This window comes from Streptomyces sp. NPDC058683, assembly GCF_042716195.1.
Taxonomy (GTDB): Bacteria; Actinomycetota; Actinomycetes; order Streptomycetales; family Streptomycetaceae; genus Streptomyces.
Genome location: NZ_JBHXSK010000033.1, coordinates 62999 through 86885, shown reverse-complemented (window position 1 = coordinate 86885; position 23887 = coordinate 62999). Strand labels below are relative to the sequence as shown.

General features: G+C 70.7%; 28 protein-coding genes. 7 read left to right on the top strand and 21 right to left on the bottom strand.

Annotation, left to right across the window (positions count from 1 at the left end; all coding sequences use genetic code 11):
• Nucleotides 1-17: 17 nt before the first annotated feature.
• The 5 genes from ACFWXC_RS32280 to ACFWXC_RS32260 form a co-directional block, all read right to left on the bottom strand.
• Complete coding sequence (locus ACFWXC_RS32280) at nt 18-632, bottom strand: TetR family transcriptional regulator (protein ID WP_384484038.1); 615 nt, start codon at nt 630-632, stop codon at nt 18-20.
• A 24-nt stretch (nt 633-656) separates the two neighbouring features.
• On the bottom strand, nt 657-2876 hold the full coding sequence (locus ACFWXC_RS32275; protein WP_384484036.1) for a phosphotransferase: 2220 nt from the start codon (nt 2874-2876) through the stop codon (nt 657-659).
• A gap of 246 nt (nt 2877-3122) precedes the next feature.
• Nucleotides 3123-3989 (bottom strand): winged helix-turn-helix domain-containing protein, encoded by an 867-nt coding sequence (locus ACFWXC_RS32270; RefSeq protein ID WP_384484034.1) that lies wholly within the window; start codon nt 3987-3989, stop codon nt 3123-3125.
• A gap of 317 nt (nt 3990-4306) precedes the next feature.
• A complete protein-coding gene (locus ACFWXC_RS32265) occupies nt 4307-5020 on the bottom strand; it encodes an HAD family hydrolase (protein WP_384484032.1) in 714 nt (237 codons plus the stop codon).
• Between the two features lie 29 nt (nt 5021-5049).
• Nucleotides 5050-5925 carry a GntR family transcriptional regulator gene (locus ACFWXC_RS32260; RefSeq protein ID WP_384484030.1) on the bottom strand — a complete coding sequence of 292 codons (876 nt, stop codon included), beginning with the start codon at nt 5923-5925 and terminating at the stop codon, nt 5050-5052.
• Nucleotides 5926-6068: 143 nt separating this feature from the next.
• Between ACFWXC_RS32260 and ACFWXC_RS32255 the strand changes: the two genes are divergently transcribed.
• Entirely contained in the window at nt 6069-6260 is a 192-nt protein-coding gene (locus tag ACFWXC_RS32255; protein ID WP_351746974.1) for a hypothetical protein, read from the top strand.
• Nucleotides 6261-6263: 3 nt separating this feature from the next.
• On the opposite strand, the gene ACFWXC_RS32250 is transcribed toward ACFWXC_RS32255, so the two are convergent.
• The 3 genes from ACFWXC_RS32250 to ACFWXC_RS32240 form a co-directional block, all read right to left on the bottom strand.
• Nucleotides 6264-7178 (bottom strand): GntR family transcriptional regulator, encoded by a 915-nt coding sequence (locus ACFWXC_RS32250; RefSeq protein WP_384484028.1) that lies wholly within the window; start codon nt 7176-7178, stop codon nt 6264-6266.
• Nucleotides 7179-7523: 345 nt separating this feature from the next.
• Complete coding sequence (locus ACFWXC_RS32245) at nt 7524-8768, bottom strand: GNAT family N-acetyltransferase (protein ID WP_384484026.1); 1245 nt, start codon at nt 8766-8768, stop codon at nt 7524-7526.
• A 129-nt stretch (nt 8769-8897) separates the two neighbouring features.
• The gene (locus tag ACFWXC_RS32240) at nt 8898-9491 is read right to left on the bottom strand and encodes an aerial mycelium formation protein (protein ID WP_384484024.1); all 594 of its coding nucleotides are present in this window, start codon (nt 9489-9491) and stop codon (nt 8898-8900) included.
• 158 nt (nt 9492-9649) lie between these two features.
• Here ACFWXC_RS32240 and dtd point away from each other — a divergent pair, with 158 nt between their 5' ends.
• On the top strand, nt 9650-10075 hold the full coding sequence (gene dtd / locus ACFWXC_RS32235) for a D-aminoacyl-tRNA deacylase (protein ID WP_351708993.1): 426 nt from the start codon (nt 9650-9652) through the stop codon (nt 10073-10075).
• Here dtd and ACFWXC_RS32230 read toward each other — a convergent pair.
• The 9 genes from ACFWXC_RS32230 to ACFWXC_RS32190 all read right to left on the bottom strand — a co-directional run bounded on the left by ACFWXC_RS32230 (nt 10053) and on the right by ACFWXC_RS32190 (nt 17754).
• Nucleotides 10053-11852 carry a helix-turn-helix domain-containing protein gene (locus tag ACFWXC_RS32230; protein WP_384484021.1) on the bottom strand — a complete coding sequence of 600 codons (1800 nt, stop codon included), beginning with the start codon at nt 11850-11852 and terminating at the stop codon, nt 10053-10055. The two genes, dtd and ACFWXC_RS32230, sit on opposite strands and share 23 nt — an antisense overlap.
• Before the next feature lie 158 nt (nt 11853-12010).
• Complete coding sequence (locus tag ACFWXC_RS32225; protein ID WP_384484019.1) at nt 12011-12976, bottom strand: YgfZ/GcvT domain-containing protein; 966 nt, start codon at nt 12974-12976, stop codon at nt 12011-12013.
• 10 nt (nt 12977-12986) lie between these two features.
• Complete coding sequence (locus ACFWXC_RS32220) at nt 12987-13448, bottom strand: Fur family transcriptional regulator (protein ID WP_384484017.1); 462 nt, start codon at nt 13446-13448, stop codon at nt 12987-12989.
• A 29-nt stretch (nt 13449-13477) separates the two neighbouring features.
• Nucleotides 13478-14053, bottom strand: a complete 576-nt coding sequence (locus ACFWXC_RS32215) for an FABP family protein (protein WP_362561570.1) — start codon at nt 14051-14053, stop codon at nt 13478-13480.
• A gap of 208 nt (nt 14054-14261) precedes the next feature.
• Nucleotides 14262-15230, bottom strand: coding sequence for a hypothetical protein (locus ACFWXC_RS32210; protein WP_384484014.1), 969 nt, complete (start codon nt 15228-15230; stop codon nt 14262-14264).
• Nucleotides 15227-16063 (bottom strand): hypothetical protein, encoded by an 837-nt coding sequence (locus ACFWXC_RS32205; protein ID WP_384484012.1) that lies wholly within the window; start codon nt 16061-16063, stop codon nt 15227-15229. The genes ACFWXC_RS32210 and ACFWXC_RS32205 overlap by 4 nt, the downstream gene beginning before the upstream one ends.
• The gene (locus ACFWXC_RS32200; protein WP_384484010.1) at nt 16060-16752 is read right to left on the bottom strand and encodes a hypothetical protein; all 693 of its coding nucleotides are present in this window, start codon (nt 16750-16752) and stop codon (nt 16060-16062) included. Before ACFWXC_RS32200 ends, ACFWXC_RS32205 begins: the two co-directional genes overlap by 4 nt.
• Nucleotides 16753-16912: 160 nt before the next feature.
• Nucleotides 16913-17272, bottom strand: a complete 360-nt coding sequence (locus ACFWXC_RS32195; RefSeq protein ID WP_384484008.1) for a DoxX family protein — start codon at nt 17270-17272, stop codon at nt 16913-16915.
• Nucleotides 17269-17754: a cupin domain-containing protein gene (locus tag ACFWXC_RS32190; protein ID WP_362561582.1), complete on the bottom strand. Its 486-nt coding sequence runs from the start codon at nt 17752-17754 to the stop codon at nt 17269-17271. Before ACFWXC_RS32190 ends, ACFWXC_RS32195 begins: the two co-directional genes overlap by 4 nt.
• A 98-nt stretch (nt 17755-17852) precedes the next feature.
• Here ACFWXC_RS32190 and ACFWXC_RS32185 point away from each other — a divergent pair, with 98 nt between their 5' ends.
• Both ACFWXC_RS32185 and ACFWXC_RS32180 read left to right on the top strand, forming a co-directional pair.
• Entirely contained in the window at nt 17853-18797 is a 945-nt protein-coding gene (locus ACFWXC_RS32185; RefSeq protein WP_384484136.1) for a LysR substrate-binding domain-containing protein, read from the top strand.
• A gap of 9 nt (nt 18798-18806) precedes the next feature.
• Nucleotides 18807-19973, top strand: coding sequence for a serine hydrolase domain-containing protein (locus ACFWXC_RS32180; RefSeq protein ID WP_384484006.1), 1167 nt, complete (start codon nt 18807-18809; stop codon nt 19971-19973).
• 19 nt (nt 19974-19992) lie between these two features.
• Here ACFWXC_RS32180 and ACFWXC_RS32175 read toward each other — a convergent pair whose 3' ends face one another.
• Nucleotides 19993-20733: an SDR family oxidoreductase gene (locus ACFWXC_RS32175; protein ID WP_384484004.1), complete on the bottom strand. Its 741-nt coding sequence runs from the start codon at nt 20731-20733 to the stop codon at nt 19993-19995.
• A 126-nt stretch (nt 20734-20859) separates the two neighbouring features.
• Here ACFWXC_RS32175 and ACFWXC_RS32170 point away from each other — a divergent pair, with 126 nt between their 5' ends.
• A complete protein-coding gene (locus ACFWXC_RS32170) occupies nt 20860-21408 on the top strand; it encodes a TetR/AcrR family transcriptional regulator (protein ID WP_384484002.1) in 549 nt (182 codons plus the stop codon).
• On the opposite strand, the gene ACFWXC_RS32165 is transcribed toward ACFWXC_RS32170, so the two are convergent.
• On the bottom strand, nt 21398-21673 hold the full coding sequence (locus tag ACFWXC_RS32165) for a DUF397 domain-containing protein (RefSeq protein ID WP_384484000.1): 276 nt from the start codon (nt 21671-21673) through the stop codon (nt 21398-21400). The genes ACFWXC_RS32170 and ACFWXC_RS32165 overlap by 11 nt on opposite strands.
• Nucleotides 21655-22497, bottom strand: a complete 843-nt coding sequence (locus ACFWXC_RS32160; RefSeq protein ID WP_384483998.1) for a helix-turn-helix domain-containing protein — start codon at nt 22495-22497, stop codon at nt 21655-21657. Before ACFWXC_RS32160 ends, ACFWXC_RS32165 begins: the two co-directional genes overlap by 19 nt.
• A 176-nt stretch (nt 22498-22673) precedes the next feature.
• Here ACFWXC_RS32160 and ACFWXC_RS32155 point away from each other — a divergent pair, with 176 nt between their 5' ends.
• Both ACFWXC_RS32155 and ACFWXC_RS32150 read left to right on the top strand, forming a co-directional pair.
• Nucleotides 22674-23048 (top strand): hypothetical protein, encoded by a 375-nt coding sequence (locus ACFWXC_RS32155; RefSeq protein WP_384483996.1) that lies wholly within the window; start codon nt 22674-22676, stop codon nt 23046-23048.
• Nucleotides 23049-23071: 23 nt separating this feature from the next.
• Complete coding sequence (locus tag ACFWXC_RS32150) at nt 23072-23434, top strand: DsrE family protein (protein WP_384483994.1); 363 nt, start codon at nt 23072-23074, stop codon at nt 23432-23434.
• Here the strand turns inward: ACFWXC_RS32150 and ACFWXC_RS32145 are convergent.
• Entirely contained in the window at nt 23431-23823 is a 393-nt protein-coding gene (locus ACFWXC_RS32145) for a winged helix-turn-helix transcriptional regulator (protein WP_384483992.1), read from the bottom strand. The two genes, ACFWXC_RS32150 and ACFWXC_RS32145, sit on opposite strands and share 4 nt — an antisense overlap.
• Nucleotides 23824-23887: the final 64 nt, after the last annotated feature.

Here is a 23887-nt window from a genome sequence, read left to right as displayed (position 1 = left end):
GTAACCCGGTTAAATTTTTAACCGGGATCGCCGAGCTCCGGCAGCGCCCGCTCCAGCCGCTCGAAGGCCCGCTCCGCCGCCCGCACCGCGTCCTCCCGCACCTCCTCCAGCCGCTCCCCCGCCACGATCCGCCGCCAGTTGTCCTGCGCGAGGATCCGCTGTACGGCGATGATCTGGCCGGCGGCCAGCCGGGCGTCCAGGGTGCCGCCGAGGGCCTCGGCGAGCGCGGCCTCGGACCGCTCCAGATAGGTGTGCTGGCGGGCGACCAGGGTGGCCGTGCTGTTGAGGAGGGTGTGGAAGGCGAGGACCTGCGGGTGGTCGTTGAGCCCGGTGACCGGGTCGTTGCGCCGGAGGCCGTCGAGGAAGCGCTGCCGCAGGACGCCGACGGGCGAGTCCGCCCCGGCGACCAGCCGCGCGGCCTCCGTCTCGTGGTCGGCGATCCGGTGCAGCACCAGGTCCTCCTTGACCGGGAAGTACCGGAACAGCGTCGGCTTGGAGATGCCGGCCGCGGCGGCCACCTCGGCGACCGGCACCGCGTCGAACCCCTTCGCCAGGAACAGCCGTACGGCGATGTCCGACACGTCCTCGTACATCCGCCGCTTCTTGCGCGCGCGCAGGCCCGTCTCACCCATGGGACCGAGCCTACGCAGCGGGCGTCAGGCGAGGGTGCGGGTGAGGTAGGGGTTGGCGCGGTAGGGGACCGTGAGCCCCAGGGAGGCGGTGGCCGCGGCCAGGGTCATGGTGTACGTGTCCACCGCGCGGCGCACGTTCGGCGCGTCCAGGCCCGCCCCGGTGACCAGGCGGTCCAGGTCGACGTAGGCCGAGCGGACGATCTCGGTCCACCGGTACACCCGCCAGTCCCGCTGCCAGTCCACGGTGAACCTCTCCGGCAGCAGGCGCTCCCAGCGGCGGAACATCCGGTCGCGGATCTCCGGCCGGGTCGGCGTCAGATGCATGTGCCGGACCAGGTCGTAGAGCGGGTCGCCGACCAGGGCCATCTCCCAGTCGATGATGGTCAGCGCGAGCGGGTCGTCGCGGCGCACCAGGTTCCAGGGGTTGAGGTCGCCGTGCAGCAGGGCGGGGGCGCGGGAGCTGAGCCGGTGCCGGGCGAGGATCTCGCGCAGCCGGGCGGCGTCGGGCAGGCCGAGGAAGCGGGCCAGCTGCTGGGACTCCTTGGGGAGGCCGGCGACGAGGGCGAAGAGCTGGTCGCTGAGCCACTCGTAGAAGTACGGCTGGCTCGCGACCGGATCGACCTCGGTGTAGTCGACCTGGGTGAGCTCGGCCAGCTGGTCGACGAGCCGGTCGGCCTCGTGCGGGCGCAGGCCGTGCACCGGGTGGTCGGGTCTGCGGTCGATGTCGGCCGGGCCCTCGTAGGTGTGGATGGCGAAGCGGTCCCGGGAGTGCGCGAAGAGGTAGTGCGAGTGGCTCTCCCCGAGGGCCAGGACCCGGGGGGCGGCCACCGCCGCACGGGAACGCTCGATCGCCCGCAGCACCGCGTGCTCGCTGAGGTAGCTGCGCTCACGGCGCAGCACGTGGGGCACCTTGCGGCGGACCACCACGGGACGTTCGATGCCCGGCACCCGGATCACCGAGTTGAGGTGCGCGGTGCCCTTGAACACCTGGCGGGCCGGTGCCGCGCCTTCGAGGAGTAGGGCGGCGGACACCGCGTGGTACGGAAAGCGGGGGTGCTCGGGGACCCGCCGGTCCGGCTTCCACTCGATGACACCGGTGATCCGGCCGCGCCGGGTGCCGTCGACGGCCGGGGAGGTCGCCCAGCGGGCGAGGATCCGCTCGATCTCCCGGTCGCCGGGCACCGTACGCAGCCGCAGCGGTTCGGCGCCCGCCGTCAGCGCGCGGCGGACGGCCGCCGTCGCCCGGTCCAGGCTCTTCTGGTCGAGGGACTCCTCCAGGGACTGGGCGGCCCGCATCACGTCGGGGTAGACGGACTGCGCCCGCTCGAAGTCCACGTAGTGCCGCAGGTCCTTGGCCGTCCCGTGCACGGCGGCGGGCCGCACCGCCTGCATGGCCGCCGCCCACGCGTCGACGGCCTCGTCCCACTGGTGGTCCGGGTACCGCATCCGGACCAGGTGGGTGGCGAGGTCGTGCAGGGGGTCGCCGTAGCTCGCCAGCTCCCAGTCGACGCAGATGAGGGGCGCGGGACCGTCGTACGACATGATCAGGTTGTCGCGGTGCAGGTCGGCGTGGAGCAGGCTGTAGGGACGCCGGGCCATCCAGGGCACCCGGTCGGCGAACCGGAGCAGGGCGTCCTCGGGGATGCCCAGGGCCGCGAACAGCCCCCCGAACGCGGGCCAGTTGGCCTCGCGGATCTGGAGGTCGGCCATCCGGGCCAGGGTCCGCAGGAACCCCTGGCTGTCCACGTGGTTCCGGGGCCAGATCGACGGCAGCGGCGGCAGCGCGCTCCCGCGGACCTGCGTCATCTGGGCGAACAGCTCCACCAGGTCCTTCAGCAGCAGGTGATCGACCGGCTTGTCGTTCGGGCAGACGGCGGAGAGCGGGACTCCTTCCACATAGCTGTGGATGGTGAAGCGATTCCCCTCGAAGAGGCACGCGGGCACGTTGGGCAGCACGCCCTGGATCGCCCGCAGGATCGCGGCCTCGTTCTGCCAGGTCCTGATCACCACGGGCAGCGCGTCGGACCTGCGCACCCGGACGGTCACGGCGGTGCCGGGCGCGCGGCCCAGGTGCCGGGCCATCGGCTCGGTCAGCGGCAGGACGTAGTTCTGGTTGTGGAAGCCGCTGCTCGCGAGCCCCCGGGTCGCCGCGTCCCGCAGGAACGCGTCGTACTCGTCGACGGGCAGCGGTCTGCCGTTGTCTCCCCCGTTCACGACGTCAGGGGGGACAGGCGGTACACCCACTGGCCGCTCCGGGGTCGTGCGCGCAAGATCGCGAGGAATTGGGCAGGGAAACGGTAATGCCGGACAACGCGCGACACGACTGGAGGCCTGGCCGAGTGACCCCGTCGGGTGGTGGTGGGCACTCGTCTGCCGGTCCTCGGTCGGCCCAGGCCGGTTCTTTCGCCGTGCCTGACACACGCACTCATACGCGTGAACCCGAGCTGTTGCTCAGACGGTTGGCCGCATGCTAGCGCACGGCGGACCGGGTCAGACGGTGAGCAGCTCCCAGACCGCGTTGAACCACCTGGTCGTGTTGGCGACGAAGACCGAACCGGGTGACTTGGGGTCCGAGTCGCCGACATGGTGGGTGAGGGTGGCGCCGAAGCCCAGGACGTCCACGGCCTCCACTTCCGTCCCGTCCGCCAGGATCACCGTGCGCAGGATCGGCTCGTAGAAGCCGTGCAGCACCTCGTCGTGGTTGATGACGTACAGCTTGAAGGTCGGGGTGAGCTCGGTGCGGCGGACCTCCAGCCGCACGTCCGGCACCAGGTTCTCGGTGTGCAGCTGGTCGAGGACCGTGCGCAGGGACGCGGTGTGGACCTCGGTGATGGCGCGCAGCCGCGCCGGCAGGCGCGGGTCGTCCTTGTTGTCCCTCGCCCGGGGGTACGGCATGTCCTGGGTCTCGGACGGCAGCAGCATCCGCAGGTGGATCCGCCGGGGCGAGATGTCGCCCGCCCGGATCCGCTCGGCCTGGATACGGATGTGGGCGTCCAGGCTCTCCGAGGTCAGGGTGGAGATGTCCAGGGTGACGTCGTCCCGCTCGAAGGCCTCGCCGATCAGCGGCCCCAGCGTCATCGGATGGTGCCGGGACCGGCTGGCCCGGGGTGCCGAGGACTGTATGTGCTGCCGCATGACGACCCTGGAGCGCTTGCCCCGGCCGCCCTCGATCCACCCCTCGCTGCCCAGCTCGCGCAGGGCCCGCTGCACGGTGTCGCGGGAGACGCCGAACTCCTGCGCGAGCGTCTCCTGGGACGGCAGGAAGGAGTTCAGCGGATAGCCGCCGTCGGAGAGCCGGACCCGGAGCTCCTCCGAGACCCGCTGGAACGCACCGCCGTCTTTCGTCCGGTTGGTCACATGCCGTACGTACCTCGTGCGGGTCCCCGGCAAACAACTTCCAGTCATGCAACTTGTCAGTCAACTTACCGGTTACTGGATCTAGTTGCCTGGGCATTTCTGCGGTAGGCAGTCAACTTCTCAGTCAACTCCGGAACTTGAGAGGTTGACGGACAGCTGCGGGGTCAAAGGGGGGTGGAAAGCCATGACCATCCAGGTGTTCGGGATCGGCGTACAGGTCGACGACCTGATTCAACTGGGCTTGTGGGCAACGGGTTTACTGGTGTCTCTGGCGGCGTGGATCCGCAGGCGCCGGCTGCGGGCACGCGAACGGGCGGCTAGTCCCGCAGTATCGCCAGCAGAGGCTCCAGCGAGCCCACGACGCACTCCGCCCCGGCCTCGGTCAAAAGCTTGGCTTTCCGTTCGTTACGCGCGTAGCCCAGGAACGGCACCCCGGCCCTCCGGGCCGCCTCGAGGTCCGAGGGGGAGTCGCCGATCATCAGGGCCGCGTCGGGGGCGGCGCCCATCGCGTTGAGGGCGCGGTTGAGGCAGTGCGGGTGGGGCTTGAGGTGCTGGAGGTCCTCGGTGCGGCCGTAGAGGTGCGGGTGGAAGCAGGAGATGAGCTCGCGCTCCTCCAGGTAGGCCCGGACCACCCGCGGGGAGTTGTTGGTGGTGATCGCCATCCGGGCGCCGTGCGCCCGCCAGGTCTGTATGAGGATGTCCGCGTACGCCGTGGGCATCGCGGTCGACGTGGCCAGCAGCTCCTCGTGGGTGAGACGTTCCTCCAACTCGGCGACCAGGTCACTGCCACGGCGCCTGCGGTCCACCGCGCGCAGCACGAGGTGCGGGTCGAGGGAGTCGCGTTCGGTACCGGTGACCAGGCCCCGCAGGCCGCGGCCCTCCAGCCAGCGCACCAGGTCCGCGGCCACCCGGTCCGCGGAGTGGCCGGCGAACAGCCGGCAGATCGGCCCGTCGAAGTCCCAGAGGACCACTTGGGCACGCGTGATCAGATCTCGCAGCTGCTCGGTCTCGCGCGCCGTCTCTTCCGTCACTGGTTCAGTCTGCGTCGTATCAGAAGTCACTAGGAGAGTGTCAGGTCCGTGGTGATGGTTTCCCAGAGGGCGTCGAACCACTTCTGCGATTGCTCCACGAACGCGGCGTCCCGGTGACCTGCCCGCTTCTCGAAGGAGAAGAGCAGTGACTCGGAGCCGACGGCGTCGTACATGTCCAGCATTCCGCTGTCGGTGAGCTCCTCGCGGCGCATGACCATGTAGTACCCGAACAGCGCCTCCGCGTCGTTGAGCAGATACAGCTTGGCCGGCGGGGTGAACGGCAGGGCCCGGAAGGTGACGTTGACCTCGATCTTGTGGGTGGAACGCAGGGACTGGAGGTTGTACTGGAGGACCTGGCCCTGGGCGTTGCGCATGGCGAGCCAGCGGTTGTGGACGACGTCGTCGTCGCCCTCGACCGGGACCGGGAAGGCGAGGTTGATGTCGCGGCCGGGGAGCAGGACGCGGACGTCGATGCTCTCGGGGCGGATCCGGCCCTCGTGGATCAGGCGCAGGGGCTCGGCGAGCGCCGGCAGCAGGCTCTGGGCGGTGAGGCAGGCGGCGTCGATGCGGACGTGCGGGGCGGCGAACGCCTCCGTCATGCGGGGGCCGAGGCCGACCATCGTCGGCTGGGGCTCGTCATGGGGCCGCGGGCCGGGTACGGCGATCCGCGGCGGGCTGCCCTTGGTGACGTTGCTGAGGAGACCGTCGTCCTGCAGTACCCGCACGGCCTGGCGCACGGTGCCCCGCTCCACGCCGAACTCGTCGGCCAACTCGGCCTGTGTGGGAAGCCGGTCGCCCGCCTTGAGGTCACCGCTGCGGATGCGCTTCCGCAGGATGTCGGCGATCTCCTGGTGAGTGAGTCTGCTTGCGCCGTTCACTGCCACGTTCTCCTGAGTCACGACCAAACGCTACAACTTCGATTTATTTGGCGGGAGTTGTTTGAAAGTTGTTTATAAGTCCCAACCAACTGGGGACAACTTAAGCATAGTTGGTAACCAACTTGGTCGAGTTGGTGGAAGCTTTGCTTCCCGACGATGGGGGAACCGCCATGCCTGCCGCCCTCGCACTTCTCTCCGCCGCCTTCGTCTTCGGCTTCGAACAGATGGTCCAGTCGAAGTACGGTGCCACTGGCATTATCGGTCTGCTGTTGCTCACCGTGGGGATCAAGGCCAAGAGCCCGGCGGTCAGCTCCGTCGGCGCGGTCCTGCTCGCCCTGCTGCTCACCGGTCCCGCGCTGTGAGGGCTAGGCCGTCAGCTGCAACTCCGAACTGATCGTCTCCCACAGGGCGTCGAACCACCGTGTGGACTGGTCCACGAACGCGGTGTCCCGCAGCCCCGCGCCCTGCTCGAACGCGAAGAGCATCGACCGCGTGCCCTCGGCGTCGTACGTCTGCAGGTGCTCGTGGCCGATCTCCCGCTCGTGGCGCCCCAGCGTGTAGTACGCGAGCAACGCCTCCACCCCGTTGAGCAGGTACAACTTGACCGGCGGGGTGAACGGCAGGGCCCGGAAGGTGACCTGGACGTCGATGCCGTGCGTCGCGCGCAGCGCCAGCAGGTTGTGCCGGAGCACCTGGCCCTGGGCGTTGCGCTGGGCCAGCCAGCGGTTGTGCACCGCCTCCTCGTCCGAGGCGTCCAGCGCCGTCGGGAACGCGAGGTCGATGTTCCGGCTCGGCAGCAGCACCCGGACGTCGATCTTGGCCGGTTCCAGGCGCCCCGCGTGGATGAGCCGCAGCGGCTCGCCGAGCGCGAGGTTGAGCGAGACCGAGGTCAGGCAGAGCGCGTCGATCCGCACCTGCGGGGCCGCGAAGGCCTCCTCTATCCGGGAGGTGAGGGCCACCATGGTGGGCTGCGGCGGCGCCTCCGGGCCCATGGCCAGCCGGATCGGCCCCGGATCAGGGGCGACCGTCGCCGGCGCGCCCTTCGACGCGTTGGTGAGCAGATGCTCCGACTGGAGGATGCGCAGCGCCTGCCGCACGGCCCCGCGCTCGACGCCGAACTCGTCGGCCAGCTTGGCCTGTGTGGGCATGCGCTGGCCCGGCCGCAGCACCCCTGACCTGATCTGGGTGCGCAGCGCGTCGGCCACCGTTCGGTGTGACGCCAGAGGCCGCTGTGGCCTCTCCCGCTCTCTGGCGGAGGCGCGTTCCGGGTCCACGGACAAACAGTACAACTTCCCGCCATCTTTCGGCAGTTCCCGGGAAGGTGGTTATGAGTCGCTTCCAAGTGGAGATAAGTACAGTGAAGTTGGCCACCAACTTCTGCAACATGGTCACACTTCCTCGGTGGTTGGCCGACAGGGTTCCCTTCCGGAGGGGAGCCGGGAGCCCGGTCACCAGGGCGACCGCCGAGGCGCACGACCAACGCACAGCACCTGAGCACAGTCACAACTGAACACCGACAACTGAACATCCGCAGAACCGCACAGCCACAACTTCACAGCTCGCTACGGATGAGCACATCTGAACAAGGTGATTCAGGCACCGTCGCCGGAAGAAGGGAGACCGTCTCAGAAGATGTCCGGGCACCAGGGACGCCCGGATGTGCGCAGCAGGGCGTCGGCCTTCCGGGCGGCGCCCACTCGCGCTTCCTGGACCCGGCCGAGGGCGTGCAGCCGCACCACGGACCGGTCACCGAGCCAGACACTCGCCAGCTCGGCGATGTCGAGGGTGAGGTCCGGGGCTTCGGCGGTCGGGGTGCAGGACGCCCCTTCGGGGGAGGCGTCCAGCCGGAACCGGCCGCCGGCCAGCCCCTGCCGGTCCACCACCTCAAGGACGAGCGCCCCCTGCACGTCATAGGTCCGCGCCTCCAGGGCCCGTACGACGTCCAGGATCCGCACCCACAGCCAGTCCGCCTGGGTGGTGATCCGCGCGGCGCGCGGGTCGGGCAGGTAGTGCGGCAGCAGGTCGTCCGGCGACCGGAAGCCGCTCTTCACCTTGGTGATCCAGTCGATCGAGCAGAGGTAGTGCCACAGGGCGCGCTCGGCCGCGGGGGTCGCGCCGAGCAGCCAGTTCACGTCGGCGGTGTTGCAGGGCTGCTTGTCCTGCCAGTGGTTGTCCGCCTCGTACGACGCGATGCCCTCCACCTCGCCGTCCGCCGACCGGTACACCGCGTAGAACGGCTCGGTCCAGTCGGTGCCGAAGCGGATCTTGCCGGTGTTCGACCGCCACCACAGCCAGTCACGGCTGACCGCGCCGGGCTGCGCACGGCGGATGCGTTCGTGCAGTTCGGGGCCGATCTTGAGGATGTCGTCGGCGTCGACGAGGTCGATCCGGCCGCCGTCCTCGGGGCGCGCCCAGCGGGGGTCCAGGCCGGTCCGCGTGGCGTCGACCGTCCACTCCGTCATCGTGGTCGCCGGACCGAAGCCGTACCGGCCGTAGATCCGGTACTCGGCGGCCATCAGGGTCGCGACCACGTCTCCGCGCTCCTTCGCCGCGGCGAGGTCCTGGCTCATCATGCGGGTGAGCAGGCCGCGGCGGCGGTGGGTGGCGGTGACCGTGACGTTGGAGACGGCGTCGGCGGGGACGGCCGCTCCGCCGACGGTGGTCACTTCCTGGGCGAAGGAGCGGAACGTGGCCACGCAGCGGGAGCCGTCGAAGGCGCCGAGGAGCCTGCCCGGCACGAACTGCCTGCGGCGGGCGTCGAGTTGGTCGGCCGTGAGGGCGGGCGGCTGCAGGAAGCCGGTCCTCAGGGCCCGGTGCCAGTCCTCCAGCTCGGGTTCGGTGATGGGGCGGACTTCGACGGCGTCGGTCATACGTTCACCGTAGGTGTTCGCTTCGGGGGTGCCGAGTGAATTTCGGCTGCGGGCCCGGTGGGGGCCGGCCGCGCCCACCCGGCGGCAGCCGCACATCGGTACAGCCCCGCGCCCCCAGGAAATCGAGCCCTACATCAGGAGATCGTCGACCTGGGCCTCGCCCTCCCGGTAGCGCCTGGCGATCTCCCCGCTGGAGTCGTCGGCCGTCCGCTGCAGTCGCTGTCGCCGTCTCGACACCTCCTGCTCGTAGCGGACCAGCCTCCCCATCGCCGTCGTCAGTTCCGGGTCCGTGCGGGCCGCCAGGTCGGACAGCTCGACCTCTGCCAGCATGTCGGCGGCCAGGCGGCCGTACTCCTCGTTGTGCGGGGTGCCCAGGGTGACGTGGCGCGCCGAGGAGCGGTGGCGGGCCGGTGCGTCGGTCAGGATCTCCGGAAGGCGGTCCACGACGGCGGCCGCGCCCGCCGGGGAGCGGCGGGCCAGTTCCGCCCGCAGGATGTCGATACGGCCCTGGAGCAGCCGTCGTACGTAGCTGAGGTCGGCCTCGTCGCGCTGCGCGTCCCGGCGCAGGACGCGCAGTTCGGGCAGGCTCAGGCGGGCCAGGTCGTGCTGCGGCGGCTCCGCGGGCAGTGCGATGCCCTCGCCGCGTTGTACGGGCGGCCGGGGCAGGCTCTGCGCGCCCTGCGCGCCCTGCATCTTCAGTCGCCCGGTACTCGGTGTGCTCATACGCCTCTACCGTCCCCTCGACCGGCGTGTGGAAGCATGGTGCCACCCCAAGTGGCCGCAATGTGACCGAGTGCCCCCGAACGGCCCTAGATGTGAGGTTAAGGATCAATAATGGACCCCTCGCGGGGGCCGCCGGGGCACCGGGCATGATGGTCCGCATGCGAGCTGTGGTTCAGCGGGTGGACGGCGCCAGTGTCGTCGTGGACGGCGAGACGGTCGGCGCGATCGAGGGCGAGGGGCTGTGTGTGCTCGTGGGCGTGACCCACGACGACACCAAGGAGAAGGCGGCCCAACTGGCCCGGAAACTCTGGTCGGTCCGGATGCTGGCCGAGGAGAGGTCGTGCAGTGACATCGACGCGCCGTTGCTGGTGATCAGCCAGTTCACGCTGTACGGCGATGCGCGCAAGGGGCGGCGGCCGACGTGGAACGCGGCGGCGCCGGGCGATGTGGCCGAGCCGCTGGTGGACGAGGTGGTGGCGCAGTTGCGGGCCCTGGGGGCGACGGTGGCCACCGGGCGGTTCGGGGCGCAGATGCGGGTGTCGCTGACGAACGACGGGCCGTTCACCGTTCTGCTGGAGATGTGAGCAGCTCCCGGCAGTCGCGGGCCAGGCCCGCCATGCCGAGTTCCTCCGCCGTGCCCAGCGCGGTCCTGGCCAGGTCGTGGGCGGTGGCCCGGGCGGCCGGGGAGCCGGTGCGGATCCGGACGCGGGCCTCGTCGAGGCGGAGCCGGGCCATCTGGGCCGGAGAGCGCCGGGCGAGGCGTACGGCCCGGCCCAGGTGCCCGAGGGCCGTCTCCGGTTCGCCGGCGACCAGGGCGAGCAGGGCGCTGAAGCGGGCGGCGGGGCCCAGCAGGACGGTGGGCCAGCCGGCCAGGACCACCTCGTCGCCGTGCGCGTCGAGGAGGGCCCGCAACGGCGGTACGTACGCGGACAGTTCGCCCTGGCGGTCGGTGCGCTCCGCCAGTGCGGCGCAGACCTGGGCGAGGACCGCCGCGGTGGGCAGGGCCCAGCCGCTCGGCGGGAACAGGGTGAACCCGTCGGTGTCGGCGGCGAACGCCCGTAACTGGTCCACGGCCTGTTCGTACCGTCCGGCCTCGCACAGGGCCAGGGCCAGGCCCGCCCGCCACACCGGGAAGTAGCCGTGCTGCTGGACGCCGGCCATGCGCGGGGAGGCGAACAGCTCGGCCAGCCGGCCCTGTTCGTGCCAGAGCCAGAACTCCTGGCCGAGGACGGTCTGGCCGAGGGTGTCGGCGGGCATCGACAGCCCGGCCTCCATCGCGGCCGCCACCTGCCCGGCCTCCCCGAGGATCCACTGCGCGGCGGCGGCGAACTCACCGCGCCACAGGCTCATCAGCGCGTCCAGGGTGCGCTGCTGCCAGTAGGCGAGCCGGCTGCGGTGCCGGGCGGCGTACTCACGGTGGAGGTTGATGGTCGCCTCGCCGGCGGCCACCCGGCCGGTGCGGAGCTGGTCGATGGCGAGGGCGACCAGGGCCTCGCCCTGGAAGTAGGCGGAGTGGGAGCGCACGGCGAGGTCGCGGAGTTCGATGGAGAGGGCGAGCAGTTCGCGGGCCGGTGCGAAGTCGTACAGGGCCCAGCGGGTCTCGGTCAGTACCTCGCAGTGGGCCTCCTCGCCGATCAGGCCGGGGGCGCGGCGGCCGAGTTCGCGCAGCTCCGCGAGGGTCTGGCGGGCCAGCCGGGCGCCGGTGCGGGGTTCGGCGCCGGTCATCGCGGTGTCGTAGCCGATGGCCATGGCGAGCTTCTTGGCCCGGTGGGCGGTGAGCTGGAGGCGCAGTCCCACGGCGGGCGCGTCCTCGCGGTCCGCCAGCGCGTCCAGGCAGGCGTCGATGCGGAAGAGCAGGTCGCGGTCGACCTGACCGGGGTCCGACCAGCGGCGGGCACTGCGGACGACGGCGTGGGCACGGGCCTGTTCGTCGCCGCCGGCGGCCTCGTAGGCGGCCTGGTAGTGCCGGCCCGCCTCGTACATCTCGCCGAGGAGGTGGCGGGTGTCGCCGCGCCGGATGTGCTGGTCGAACTCGGCGCCGTAGCCGCTGGGGCCAGGCCGGACGGGCGGGGCCGGGTCGGGGCGCGGCCGGCGTACGGGCCGGTCGGTCCCGTCCCGTCCGTCGTCCCGTCTCTCGTGCTGTTCGGGTCCGGGCGGCAGCAGGGCGAGCAGGGCGCCGTCGGCCCGCAGGGCGGCGTCACAGCGCTCGGCGAGCAGCCGGCCGGGCGGCCGCAGGCCGTTCTCCACCCGGCTGAGGTAGCTCTTGCTGTAGTGGACCCGTCTGGCCAGCTCGGCGAGGGAGAGTTCGGCGGCCTCCCGGCGCACGCGCAGCGCCTCGGCGAACTCCTCCTGCGGTGTCAAGACGCCTCCCCCGGGGGCACGCCGACCGGCGGGTCGAACACGTGCACACCGTGTTCAGGAAGTCGCTGCCCGTTGCCAATTATGAGTGTCAACGGCATATCCCGCAGGGCGCTTCCCGGAATCCGGAGAATCCCGGGAAGACCCGGAATCCCGGCTTCCTACGGTTCGACGATCACTTCCTGTGCCGCGGCCGTGTCTCCCGCGATCAGCCGGGCGTCCACCGGGACGTTGCGCTTGACCAGTGCCAGGGCCACCGGACCCAGTTCGTGGTGGCGTGCCGACGTCGTCACGACGCCGATCCTGCGGCCGTCCTCGCCGTCGTCGGCCAGCCGGATCTCCGTGCCGTGCGGCGGCAGGTGCACGTCGCTGCCGTCCAGGTGCAGGAAGACCAGGCGACGGGGCGGCTTGCCGAGGTTCTCCACCCGGGCCACGGTCTCCTGGCCCCGGTAGCAGCCCTTCTGCAGATGCACCGCGGTGCCGATCCAGCCCAGCTCGTGCGGGATGGTGCGGTGGTCGGTCTCGAAGCCGAGGCGGGGCCGGTGGTTCTCCACCCGGAGGGCCTCGTACGCGAGGAGCCCGGCCGCCGGGCCCGCCTTCTCCGCGTACGACTCCAGGTCCGCGCGGGGCAGGAAGAGATCACGGCCGTACGCCGTCTCGCGTACGACGGCACCCTCCGGGGGCTCGGCGATCGAGCCGGCCGGCAGGTGCACGACCGCGAACTCGCCCGTCCGGTCGGCGACTTCCACCCGGTAGAAGAACTTCATCGACTCCAGGTAGGCGATCAGCGCCTGAGCGGTGCCGGGCTCCACATGGGCCCAGACCGTCGTGCCGTCGTCGACCAGGTACAGCGCGTGCTCGATGTGGCCGTGCGCGGAGAGGACCAGCGCCTCGGTGGCCTCGCCGACGGGCAGCTCACTGACGTGCTGGGTGAGCAGGAGGTGCAGCCAGCTCAGCCGGTCCTCACCGGTGACGGCCACCACCCCCCGATGGGAGAGGTCCACGAAACCGGCGCCGTCGGCGAGGGCGCGCTGCTCGCGGAACAGGTCGCCGTAGTGGGCGGCGACACCTTCGTCCACGCCCTCGGCGGGCACGGCGCCGGGCAGGGTCAGCAGGGGGCTCTTCATATGAGTAAGCCTACGACTCGGTAATTGAAGTCTGGACGGCTGCGGCCTTGGCTCTCTTGCGCGTGCAGTCCTGGCAGCGGCCGAAGATCGCGAAGTGCTTCATGTCGGTCTCGAAACCGAACTCCCGCCGCAGCTTGGCGGTGAACTCCGCGGCGACCGCCACATCCGCCTCGATCACGTTGTCGCAGTCGCGGCAGACCAGGTGGATGTGATGGTGCCGGTCGGCGAGGTGGTACGTCGGTGCCCCGTGCCCGAGGTGGGCGTGGCTGACCAGCCCCAGCTCCTCCAGGAGCTCCAGGGTCCGGTACACCGTGGAGATGTTGACCCCCGACGCGGTCTTCCTCACCTCACCGAGGATGTCGTCGGGGGTCGCGTGCTCAAGGGTGTCCACGGCTTCGAGCACGAGTTGCCGCTGCGGCGTCAGCCGGTAGCCGCGCTGCCTTAGGTCGCTCTTCCAGTCGGTGCTCACCACACCGAAAGTCTAGAACTACTCTGCGGGAACTACTTGAAGAAGGCGATGCCGTCGTCCGGCATATCGGCGGGAAGGGCCTTGGCCCAGCGCTCGACCTCCTCCGGGGTGACGACCTTCTTCAGGTGCGCGGACATGTACGGGCGGAGCTCGACCTCGGGGGTCTGCTTCTCCCCCACCCACATCAGATCGCTCTTGACGTAGCCGTACAGGCGCTTGCCACCGGTGTACGGGGCGGAGGCGGCGGTCCGGGCCACGGCGTCCGTGACCAGGTCGATCTGGGGCTTCTTGTCGGCCATCTCGCCGTACCAGATCTCGATCACACCGTCGTCGCGGGTCATCGTGACCTCGACCCTGCGGTTGGCGTCGATGCGCCAGAAACCGTGCTCGGTCTCCAGCGGGCGGACCTTGTTCCCGTCGTTGTCCAGCACCCACGTCTGGGAGTGGTACTCCAGGAAGTCACGCCCGTCGTGGCTGAAAGTGGCCTCCTGGCCGAAGTTGCACTTCTCCGAGCCCGGGAAGTCGTGGACGCCCGCGCCGGCCCACTTGCCCAGCAGGAAGGCGAGCGGAACCAGGTCCTTGTGCAGGTCGGACGGAATCTCGATCATGACGGCGGTTTCCTAGGCGGTGAGGATCAGCGCTGGCCCTGGTACAGCTTCTTCACGGTCAGTCCGGCGAAGGCGATGACGCCGACGCAGACCAGGACCAGCAGGGTTTCGAAGAAGATCTCCACGGGTGCTCCTTGAGCGGGGGTGGGCGTACGTACAAGAGCCGGGCCCCAGCTTACGCGGCCGGGGCCCGGGGCTCTTGGCGAGGTCAGTCGAGCAGTTCGCCCTGGAGGGTCACCGTCTGCTGGAAGGGGACGGCGAGTGCCCGGCCCTTCCTGGACTGGACGATCACGGCCAGGGCGTCGCCGGAGGCGAGGTAGGCCTCCCGGACCTGCTCGGCACCGTACGGCTTGACCTCGCGGATCGGCGCCGTGTGCACGTCATCGAGGTGGGCGGCCACCGGGAAGTCCAGGTCGCGCTCGTAGACGTCGCCGCCCCGTATCCGGTACTTCGGCGCCTCGTACCCCGTCAGCTCGTCGCTGAGCAGGTGGTCGGCGACCGCCGCGGTGTCGAACTGCAGCAGGTAGACGCGGGTGTGCGTGCCGTCGGCGGTCGTCCAGCCGCGGGCCGCGATGTGCCGCAGCCCGTTGTCGGTGAGCAGCTGTCCGATCTCCTCGCGTTCTGAGGCGAGGGCGAACTCCTTGAGGAACGTCCCTGCCGCCAGCCAGCCGTCCGTCCCCTTGAGCGCCGCGTCGGCGGTGGCGCCCGCCGGCGCGGGGAGGACCAGTTTCCGCAGGTCGGCGAAGTGGGTCCCGGCCGGGTTGCGGGCATCGTCGTTCGGTCCCGGCTTCCCGGACGGCAGCGGCGGCCGCACGAGGGTGGGGTACGTCCAGCGTCCGTCGGAGTGCGTGCCGAGCCCGGGTACGTCGGTCCGGTCGGCCCGGGTGACGCCGTAGGCCGTACCGGCCCCGACGACCGCGAAGACGACGACCGCGGAGACCCAGCGGAGGACACCCCCGAGCTTCACCGCCCGACGCCCGCCGCCACCCCCGTCACCGCCCGCACCGACACCTTCGATCTCCACACCCGCGCCTTCGGTCCCGGCTCCGCCGTTCGCTCCGCCGCCGCGCTGATCAGCCACGACGACGGTTCCCGGCCGTGCCGAGATCTCCTCGGTCTCCGGTGCGGCGGTCTCCTCCGCCTCCGGTACGACCTGTTGCGACTCGTTCGTGGTCATACCGACGCCCCCGGCTCCTTGATGCGGTCGAGCTGTGTGCGGAGCATGGCCGCCGCGCTCTTCGTGTCCAGCGGTTTGCCCGCGGTCGCCGTGGCGGTGACCAGGACGTCGCCCACGAAGCCGGTGCAGAACATCGTGTCGAGCTTCTCGGCCGAGTCGGCCGGCGGCAGGAAGCACGAGGCCGAGTCCTTGTAACCCTCGATCTCCGGGCCCTTCCGGAACACCTTCAGCGCGTCGATGAGCTCCTTCTGGACGGCCGCCATGGAACGGACCGTCCGCTGGTTCCCCATCTGCGCCAGCACGATCTCCATCGTGTACTCGTAGCCCGGCGTCCCGGCCGTGTGCACATAGCTGCGCATCGCCATGCCCTTGACCGGATTCCGGTCGATCTGCCGCTCCAGCTGCTGCCGCTGCGAACGCGGCAGGTCCTTGACCGACTCCTTGCGCAGCAGGGTCGCCTGCTCGCCGGACAACGCGACGTCCGACCCGAACTCCGCCATGTCCGGGCCCCGCCCGTACGTGCCGCCGTCGTACGGCAGCAGCATTTCCCGGAGACCGCTGCCGCCGGCCGCCTTCGTCTCCTCGGCCGCCTTCGGCAGGCTCCAGACGGGAGCACCGGGGTCGCGGTCCGCGCCCTGGACGGTGACGACGGTGCAGGCGGCCCCGGCCAGCACCGCGGCGGCCAGGACCCCGGCGGCGCCGACGACAGCGATACGACGACGGTCACGCGGCCGCTTCTCGACAAGCGGCGGCTCGGCAGCGCCCGACTCGGCGGGCACCGGCTCGACAGGTGTCTGCTCAGGGCTCACGGACGGTTCCGGGTTCTCGGTCACAGCCGCTCCATCTGCCGCTTGGCCAGATCCAGCACCTTGGTCTTCGGGATCGGCTTCGTGTCGTAGATCCAGATCTCCATGGCGATGTCCCCGCGCCACGCGTGCGCCTCGGCGGAGTACACGCCCACGCCATAGGACGTGTCGGGCTTCTTGTGGACGTACGCCATGCCGTCGCCCGTGCCGGGTATCGGCCAGCTGTCGGTGCTGTAGTCACCGTCCGGCTGGGCGTAGTAGTAGGCGTCGTCCGCCGCGTCGGCGGCCTCCGTGCCCGTCTCCTCCTGGCGGTACTGGACCAGCCGGATCTCGACGTTGAAGGCGCCGCTCTCCTGCCAGTCGGTGACGGCCGCCCGGCGGAACTCCTTGTCGCCGACCAGGTCGCGGAAGGCACCTGCCGGTGACTTGTACGTCTCCGCGTACCCGGCGAGGTCCAGCCACCCGTCGCTGCCCGTCGCGTACCGCGCCTTGCGCGCCCCGCTCGGCTTGCTCAGCAGCAGCTTGCGCAGGTCGCCGTCCACCTTGACCTGCCGGTCCTGGGCGGCCGACAGCGGCTCGGGGCCCGCGCCCTTCGCCTGCGCGAGGGACGGCTGGGAGAGGGACGGCAGGGCCGTGGGCTCGCGGTCGGCCTGGACCAGGTAGCCCACGCAGGTGCCGGCGACGACGCCGAGCACGGCGGCGGTGGCGATCAGCACGCCGGTACGGCGTCTTCCCGGTCTTCCGGGAGGTGTTTCTGGAGGTGTTTCTGAGGCGTCCAATGGATCCCCCTGTGAAAACGGGAGCGCGGATTCCTTGATCCGCGCGCCACAGGAGACTCATGGTCGACTCACTGAGTTGTACAACGATTAATTACGATCAGGACACCGACGCCAGCCAGCCGGTCACCGCCGCCGCGAGCAACACCGTGACGTTGAGGGCGACCTGACGGTCCCCCGTCTTCAGGTGGACCCGGATCGCACCGACCTGGAGGACCACGAACCCGGCCGCGGCGGCGACCGCCGGCCAGGTCGCGACACCGGTCAGACGCGGGAGCACCAGGCCCAGCGCGCCGAGCAGTTCGACGGTCCCGATCGCCCGCACGGCCGGCATCGGCATGCTGTCCACCCACGCCATCATCGGCCGCAGCCGCTCCCGGCTCCGGACGACCTTCAGCCCGCCCGCGTAGAGGTAGAAGAGGGCGAGAAGGCCGGCGACGGTCCAGTACGCGACGCTCATGAGGCGGGCTCGGTGGCGTACCGGCTCATCACCTCGACGTTCGCCCGCGCGGTCGGTGCCGCTCCGGTCGCGAACAGGTCCCGCAGCTCGCGGAAGTACTGCACGTACAGGTCGGGGGTGAACGTGCTGAGCATGACCGCCGGTGCGTCGGTGACGTTGGCGAAGGTGTGCGGGGCGCCGGGCGGCACCATCACCAGGGTGCCCGCGGTGGCGTCGTAGTCGTCCTCCCCGACCGTGAACCGCACGGATCCGGAGATGACGTAGAAACCCTCGTCGTGCCCGGCGTGCCGGTGCTGCGGCGGGCCGGGGGTGTGCGGCGCGAGCACGGACTCGGCGATGCCGAGCCGGTGGCCGGTGGTACGGCCGTCCTCCAGGACGCGCATCCGGGTGGTGCCGAGGACGAGCACCTCGCCGTCGTCCGGGCCGACGACGGATACGGCGGGCTCATCGTGGTGGTCGTGGGGGTGGTCGTGGGTCGTCATGCCTCGATTCCACGGCCGGGGCGGTACGGCTGTCCAAGACCTGTTCCGCCGCCTCGATACCCGATCGGTATCGTGGCTGTATGGAGCGGACGGAGCGGATCGAGCTGCGGACGCTGCGTTATTTCGTGGCCGTCGCCGAGGAACTCCACTTCGGCCGGGCCGCCGCACGGCTCCACATGAGCCAGCCCCCGCTGAGCCGTGCGATCAAGGGGCTGGAGGGCGAGATCGGCGCGGCGCTCTTCGAGCGGTCCTCGGCCGGTGTCGCGCTCACCCCCGTCGGAACCGTGCTCCTCGACGAGGCCCGTGCGCTTCTCGACCGGGCCGACCGGCTGCGCGTACGGGTCGCCACGGCGGCGGGCGCCACGACCCTCACCGTCGGCCTCCTCGGCGACAGCACGGATCCCGGCGTGCGCCGGCTGGCCCGCGCCTACCGCGAACGCCACCCCGGCGTCGGGATCCGGATCCGCGAGACCGACCTCACCGACCCCACCTGCGGGCTGCACGCCGGGCTCGTGGACATCGCCCTGACCCGCGCGCCCTTCGACGAAACCGGCCTGGTGGTACGGGAGTTGCGGGCCGACCCGGTGGGTGCGCTGCTGCGCGCCGACGATCCGCTGGCCCGCCGGGAGAGCCTGACGCTGGCCGACCTCGCCGACCGGCAGTGGTTCCGGTTCCCGGAGGGTACGGACGGCCGCTGGCAGTCGTACTGGAACGGCGGGGCGGTGCGGGAGGGGCCGGTGGTGCGGGCGATCCAGGAGTGCCGGCAGGCGGTGCTGTGGAACGGCACGGTGGGCATGACGACGACCGACCACGAGCCGGGCGCCGGGCTCGTGACGGTGCCGGTCGTGGACATGCGGCCGAGCCGGGTGGTGGTGGCGTGGGTCGAGGGAGACGCCAATCCGTTGCTCCGGCCGTTCGTGCGGGTGGCGATCGATGCCTATCGCAACCGCGACCACGACCGCGACCGGGACCGGGACCGGGGGGATATCCCCCACTTGGATCCTGGGGTGGACCGGATCGCGCCCCAGGAGGGGCAAACCTAGCGTTCAGTCATGATTTCGACTCCGCGCAAGTACCTCGCCATGGCGCTCGGTGTCGCCGCTCTGCTGTCCACCGGGATGACCACCGCCACCGCCTCCCCGGTGGGCCGGTTACAGCGGGACGCCGACGCGATCCACGCCCTCGGCGTCAGCGGTGTGCAGGCCCGCGTGATCGCGCCCGACGGCCGGCAGTCGGTCGCCACCAGCGGCACCGCCGACCTGGACACCGGCCGCCCCGTCGCCGCCGACGGCTACTTCCGCATGGCCAGCACGGCCAAGACGCTGGTCGCCACCGTGGTCCTCCAGCTGGAGGCCGAGGGCGGGCTGTCCCTGGACGACACGGTCGACCACTGGCTGCCGGGAGTCGTCCGCGGCAACGGCAACGACGGCCGCCGGATCACCGTCCGCCAACTGCTGCAGCACACCAGCGGCATCCACGACGACCTGCCCGGATACACCACGCCGGAGGAGTACTACCAGCAGCGCCACGACGTCCACCGCCCCGAGCAGTTGGTCGCCCGCGCCATGGCCCACGCGCCCGACTTCCCGCCCGGCAAGGGCTGGGCCTACTCCAACACCGGCTACGTGCTTCTCTCCCTGATCATCCAGAAGGCCACCGGCCACCCCGCCCACCAGGAGGTCGAGGACCGCGTCCTGCGCCCGCTCGGCCTCGACCGGACCCGCTGGCTGGGCACCTCGCCCACCCTGCCCCGGCCGCACGCCCGGGCCTACCAGTTCTTCGGCCCCGGCTCCCGGGTGGACGTCACCGACCAGATCCCGGTGGACCCCGAGAACCTCTCCTGGGTCACGACCACACGCGACGAGAACCGCCTCCTCCGCGCGCTGCTCTCCGGCCGCCTCCTCCCGGCACGCCAACTGGCCGAGATGAAGCGGACGGTCCCGGTGAACGCCGAGGTCCAACAACTGTGGCCCGGCGGCCGGTACGGGCTCGGCCTCGTCGAACGCCCCCTGAGCTGCGGCGGAAGCTACTGGAGCCACGAGGGCGGGGACGGCGGCTACATCACCCTCAACGGCGTCACCGAGGACGGCGGGCGCAGCGCCGTGGTCTCCATGTCCGAGGCCCGCGGCGACACCCCGGACCACATCCTGGCCCAGGAGAACGCGGCGAGCGCCCTGATCGACCACGCACTGTGCGCCGGGAGTTCAGGCACCTCTTGAGGACAGGCGCCGTCGGGCGTCAGGCCTGCACGGTGGGCCGGACGACGATCTCGCTGATGTCGACACCGGCGGGCTGCTCGATCGCGTAACCGATCGCGGACGCGACGGCGGAGGGCGGCATGGCGATCTCGTCGCGCTGCCGGACCAGCGCTGCCGCCGCCTCGGCACTCCCTGCCTTGCCCACCCCCTCGGTGTCGGTGAACCCGGGCGAGACCAGGGTGACCCGCAGGTCGGGTCCCGACTCCTGCCGCAGCCCCTCGGTCAGCACCTTCACCGCCGTCTTGGTGGCCGCATAGACGCCCATCGGGGACTTCACGACGTTGGCCGCGGTGGAGGCGACGTTGACGAACTGGCCGGCACGCTGCCGCCGGAAGACCGGGAGCGCCGCCCCGATACCGTTCAGCAGGCCGGTGATGTGCGTCGCGACCATCGCGTCCCAGTCGTCCTGGCGCAGTTCGTCGAACGGCGACACCGCCATCGTCCCGGCGTTGGAGACCAGGACGTCCAGGCGCCCGAACCGCTCGACCGCCGTGTCCGTGAGCCGCCCCAGGTCCGCCCGGCGCGTCACGTCGACGACGACCCCGACGGCCGAGCCGCCCTTCGCCGTGATCTCCTCCACCACCGCGGCCAGCCGGTCCTCCCGCCGGGCCCCGAGCACGAGCCGTGCGCCCTTCTCGGCGAGGTAGCTCGCCGTCGCCGCGCCGATACCGCTGCTCGCACCTGTGATCGCTACGACCTTGCCCTCGATCCCTGCTGACATGATCAACGCCCTTCCAAGGGGGATGTGCGCAGGCCAGAGCATGGCCTACGATGAAAGTGGAGGCGCCACCACTTATCCCGACGGTAAACGGACACGCCCCCACTTAGCAAGTCGAAGGAGATCCCGGTGCGGGCTGACGCACAGCGCAACAGAGACAAGATCCTCGCGGCCGCGGTGCGGATGTTCGCCGACGAGGGCCTGGACGTGCACCTGGAGCGCATCGCCAAGGAGGCGGGCGTGGGCAGCGCGACCCTCTACCGCAACTTCGCCACCCGCGAGGCCCTGATCGAGGCCGTCTACCGCAACGAGGTGGCCCAGCTCTGCGACGCCGTCCCCGGCCTGCTCGCGGCGCAGCCGCCCTACGCGGCCCTGCACGCCTGGACCCGCCTCTTCCTGGACTACGTCACCACGAAGTACGGCATGATCGACGCCCTGCGCGCCATCGCCGCGACGGGAAACAGCCCCTACGGCCAGAGCCGGGAGATGGTCCAGGCCGCCATCAGCGCCCTGATGGACGCGTGCGTGGCCGCGGGCGCGATCCGGACCGACATCAGCCCCGCGGACCTGGCTGCGGCCCTCGAAGGCATCGCCGTCACCTCGGCGAAGCCCGAACAACGCGACCGGGCCGAGCGCCTGCTCGACCTGACCTTGGACGGCCTGAGGGTCAGCGCGTGACGACTCCGTCGACGAAGGCCGCCCAGGCGGAGGCGCCGAAGAGGAGGGCGCCGCGAGAGGGGTCCTTGCTGTCACGGACGGGGACGAGGGAGGGGAGGCCGGCGGCGACTTCGAGGCATTCGCCGCCGTCCGTGTTGCTGTAACTGCTCTTGTACCAGGTGGCGGTACGGAGGAGGTCGTCGGAGACTTCGATGCAGTTGCCACCGTCAGAGTTGCTGTAGCTGCTCTTGCGCCACGTCATGCTGCTCAGGTCGATGGCTCGCACGGCACTTCCTCCAACATTCGCAAGATGAACGTCCGCGACTCCGCAGGCGTCAGAGCCAGGTCACGTACGTCATCATATGTGCGGTGCAGGCGCTCAACCTTGCTGGATTCTTCGATGAGTTCGCCCCGTACGTCGTTTTCGGCGTACGCAACGGTACGGCCGTCCGACAGCCGGAGGAACATAGTGTCGGTGCTGTCCAAGCCGTGCAGGCCCGTACCGAACGGCAGCACGTGAAGGGTGATGTTCGGGCGCCCCGCAGCCTCCGCCAGGTACTCCAGTTGCACGCGCCAATCCCGGCGATCGCGGAGCGAGTTGCGCAGCACCGCCTCGAAGAGGATGACTCGGAAGTGCGGCGCGTCTGACCCCTGCAGCACACTTCGACGCCCGATTCGCGCCTCGACCTGCTGGTCCAGTTCTTCGTCCATCAGACCCCCAGCCGTTAGCGCCTCACGTGCGTAGCCGTCCGTCTGAAGCAACCCTGGGGGCCTGCTCACGGAGTATTGCCACAGGCTCACCGCCTCGGCCTCCAGCACCATGTACCGCCGGTACTGCTCCTTGAACTGCGACGGATCCCCCACCGCCAACTCCCACATGGCCAGCAACAACCCCGGCGTCCCGTAGTACTGGTCCAGCGCCTCCACGACCTCCGGGCTCCCCAGGCTCCGCCCGCTCTCCATCTTGCCGAAGTTGGAGGCGTCCCAGCCCAGTTCCTCGGCCAGCTCCCTCAGGCTCACCCCCTTCTCGGTCCTCAGGTGCCTTAATTCCTCCGCGAACCGTTGCCTGGGCTCCTGACTACGCCCCGTCACCACGCGCCTCTGCGGCACCGCACCCCTCCCTGGTACGCCATGGAATTTGTGGAATTAGCGCCGCCAGACGGGGAAGAACCGCTCGCCATCGGCGTGCCGACGCCACCTCCGGGCCATGCTCGTAGCAGCCTCGGTACCCAGAGTAGTCCAACTCACGCATTTCGTATAGATGTTGGACGAAAGGAGCAAATGCCATGGAGCCCGGAACCTTGTTCTACGACACCGCCACCGACCAGGTCGGCGAGTACCGGGACCAGTCGGGGCCGTACGCGATACTGCGTCCCGTCGGCGGCGGCAGGGAGTGGCAGGCCGACCCGGCGACGCTACGCCCCGCTACCGACAGAGAGCGGCTCAGTGCCGGCGTGCGCGCGGCGAACGACCGAAGTACCTGGGCCGTACCGCCGTCCCCCGACGACCTGAGCCGACCACCCCGGCCCGTCCCCGGCTGCGCCGAGTGCGCGGACCTCGGCGATCGAAGAGAGACCGCGCTGGTCGCGTACGACCACAGCGCGGCCACCGACGCGAACGTGCTGCTGCGCCAGCACCAGCGCGCGGAGCACCAGCCATGACGCGGCCCGATTACCCTGCAGGCATGGCGAAGAAGCTCGTGATCAAGGTGACGGCCGGGGCGGACGCCCCGGAGCGGTGCTCGCAGGCGTTCACGGTGGCGGCGGTGGCCGTCGCGAGTGGCGTCGAGGTGTCGATGTGGCTGACCGGCGAGTCCGCGTGGTTCGCGCTGCCGGGGCGGGCCGCCGAGTTCGAGTTGCCGCATGCCGCTCCGCTGCCGGACCTGGTCGACTCGATCCTGGCGGGCGGCACGCTCACGCTCTGCACGCAGTGCGCGGCCCGCCGGGACATCACGGAGAAGGACGTCATCGAGGGCGTACGGATCGCGGGTGCGCAGGTCTTCGTGCAGGAGGCGATGACGGACGGGACGCAGGCGCTCGTCTACTAGCTCTGTGCCTCGTCGTAGCGCTGCCGGGCCGTCTCGACGTCGTCGAGGTGGGTGCCGGCCCAGTCGGCGAGGTGGGCGAAGAGCGGGGCGAGGGTGGTGCCGAGGTCGCTGATCTCGTACTCGACGCGCGGCGGCACCTCGGGGTGGTAGGTGCGCACCACCAGGCCGTCGCGCTCCAGCTGGCGCAGCCGCTGGGTGAGCACCTTCGGCGTGATGCCCTTGATCCGGCGCTCCAGCTGGACGAACCGCTGGCGGCCGAAGGTGTGCAGGGACCAGAGGATCGGTGTCGTCCACCGGCTGAACACGATGTCCACGACCGGGGAGACCGGGCAGGCCAGCTCGGGGTCGGACAGGGGGTCGGGCGCGGGCCGTCGCGTCGCGGTCGTCATGAGCCACACCCCTCTGAGGTAGTCACTTTCCTCTAGGTACCTACTATACCGGCACTGTTAGCGT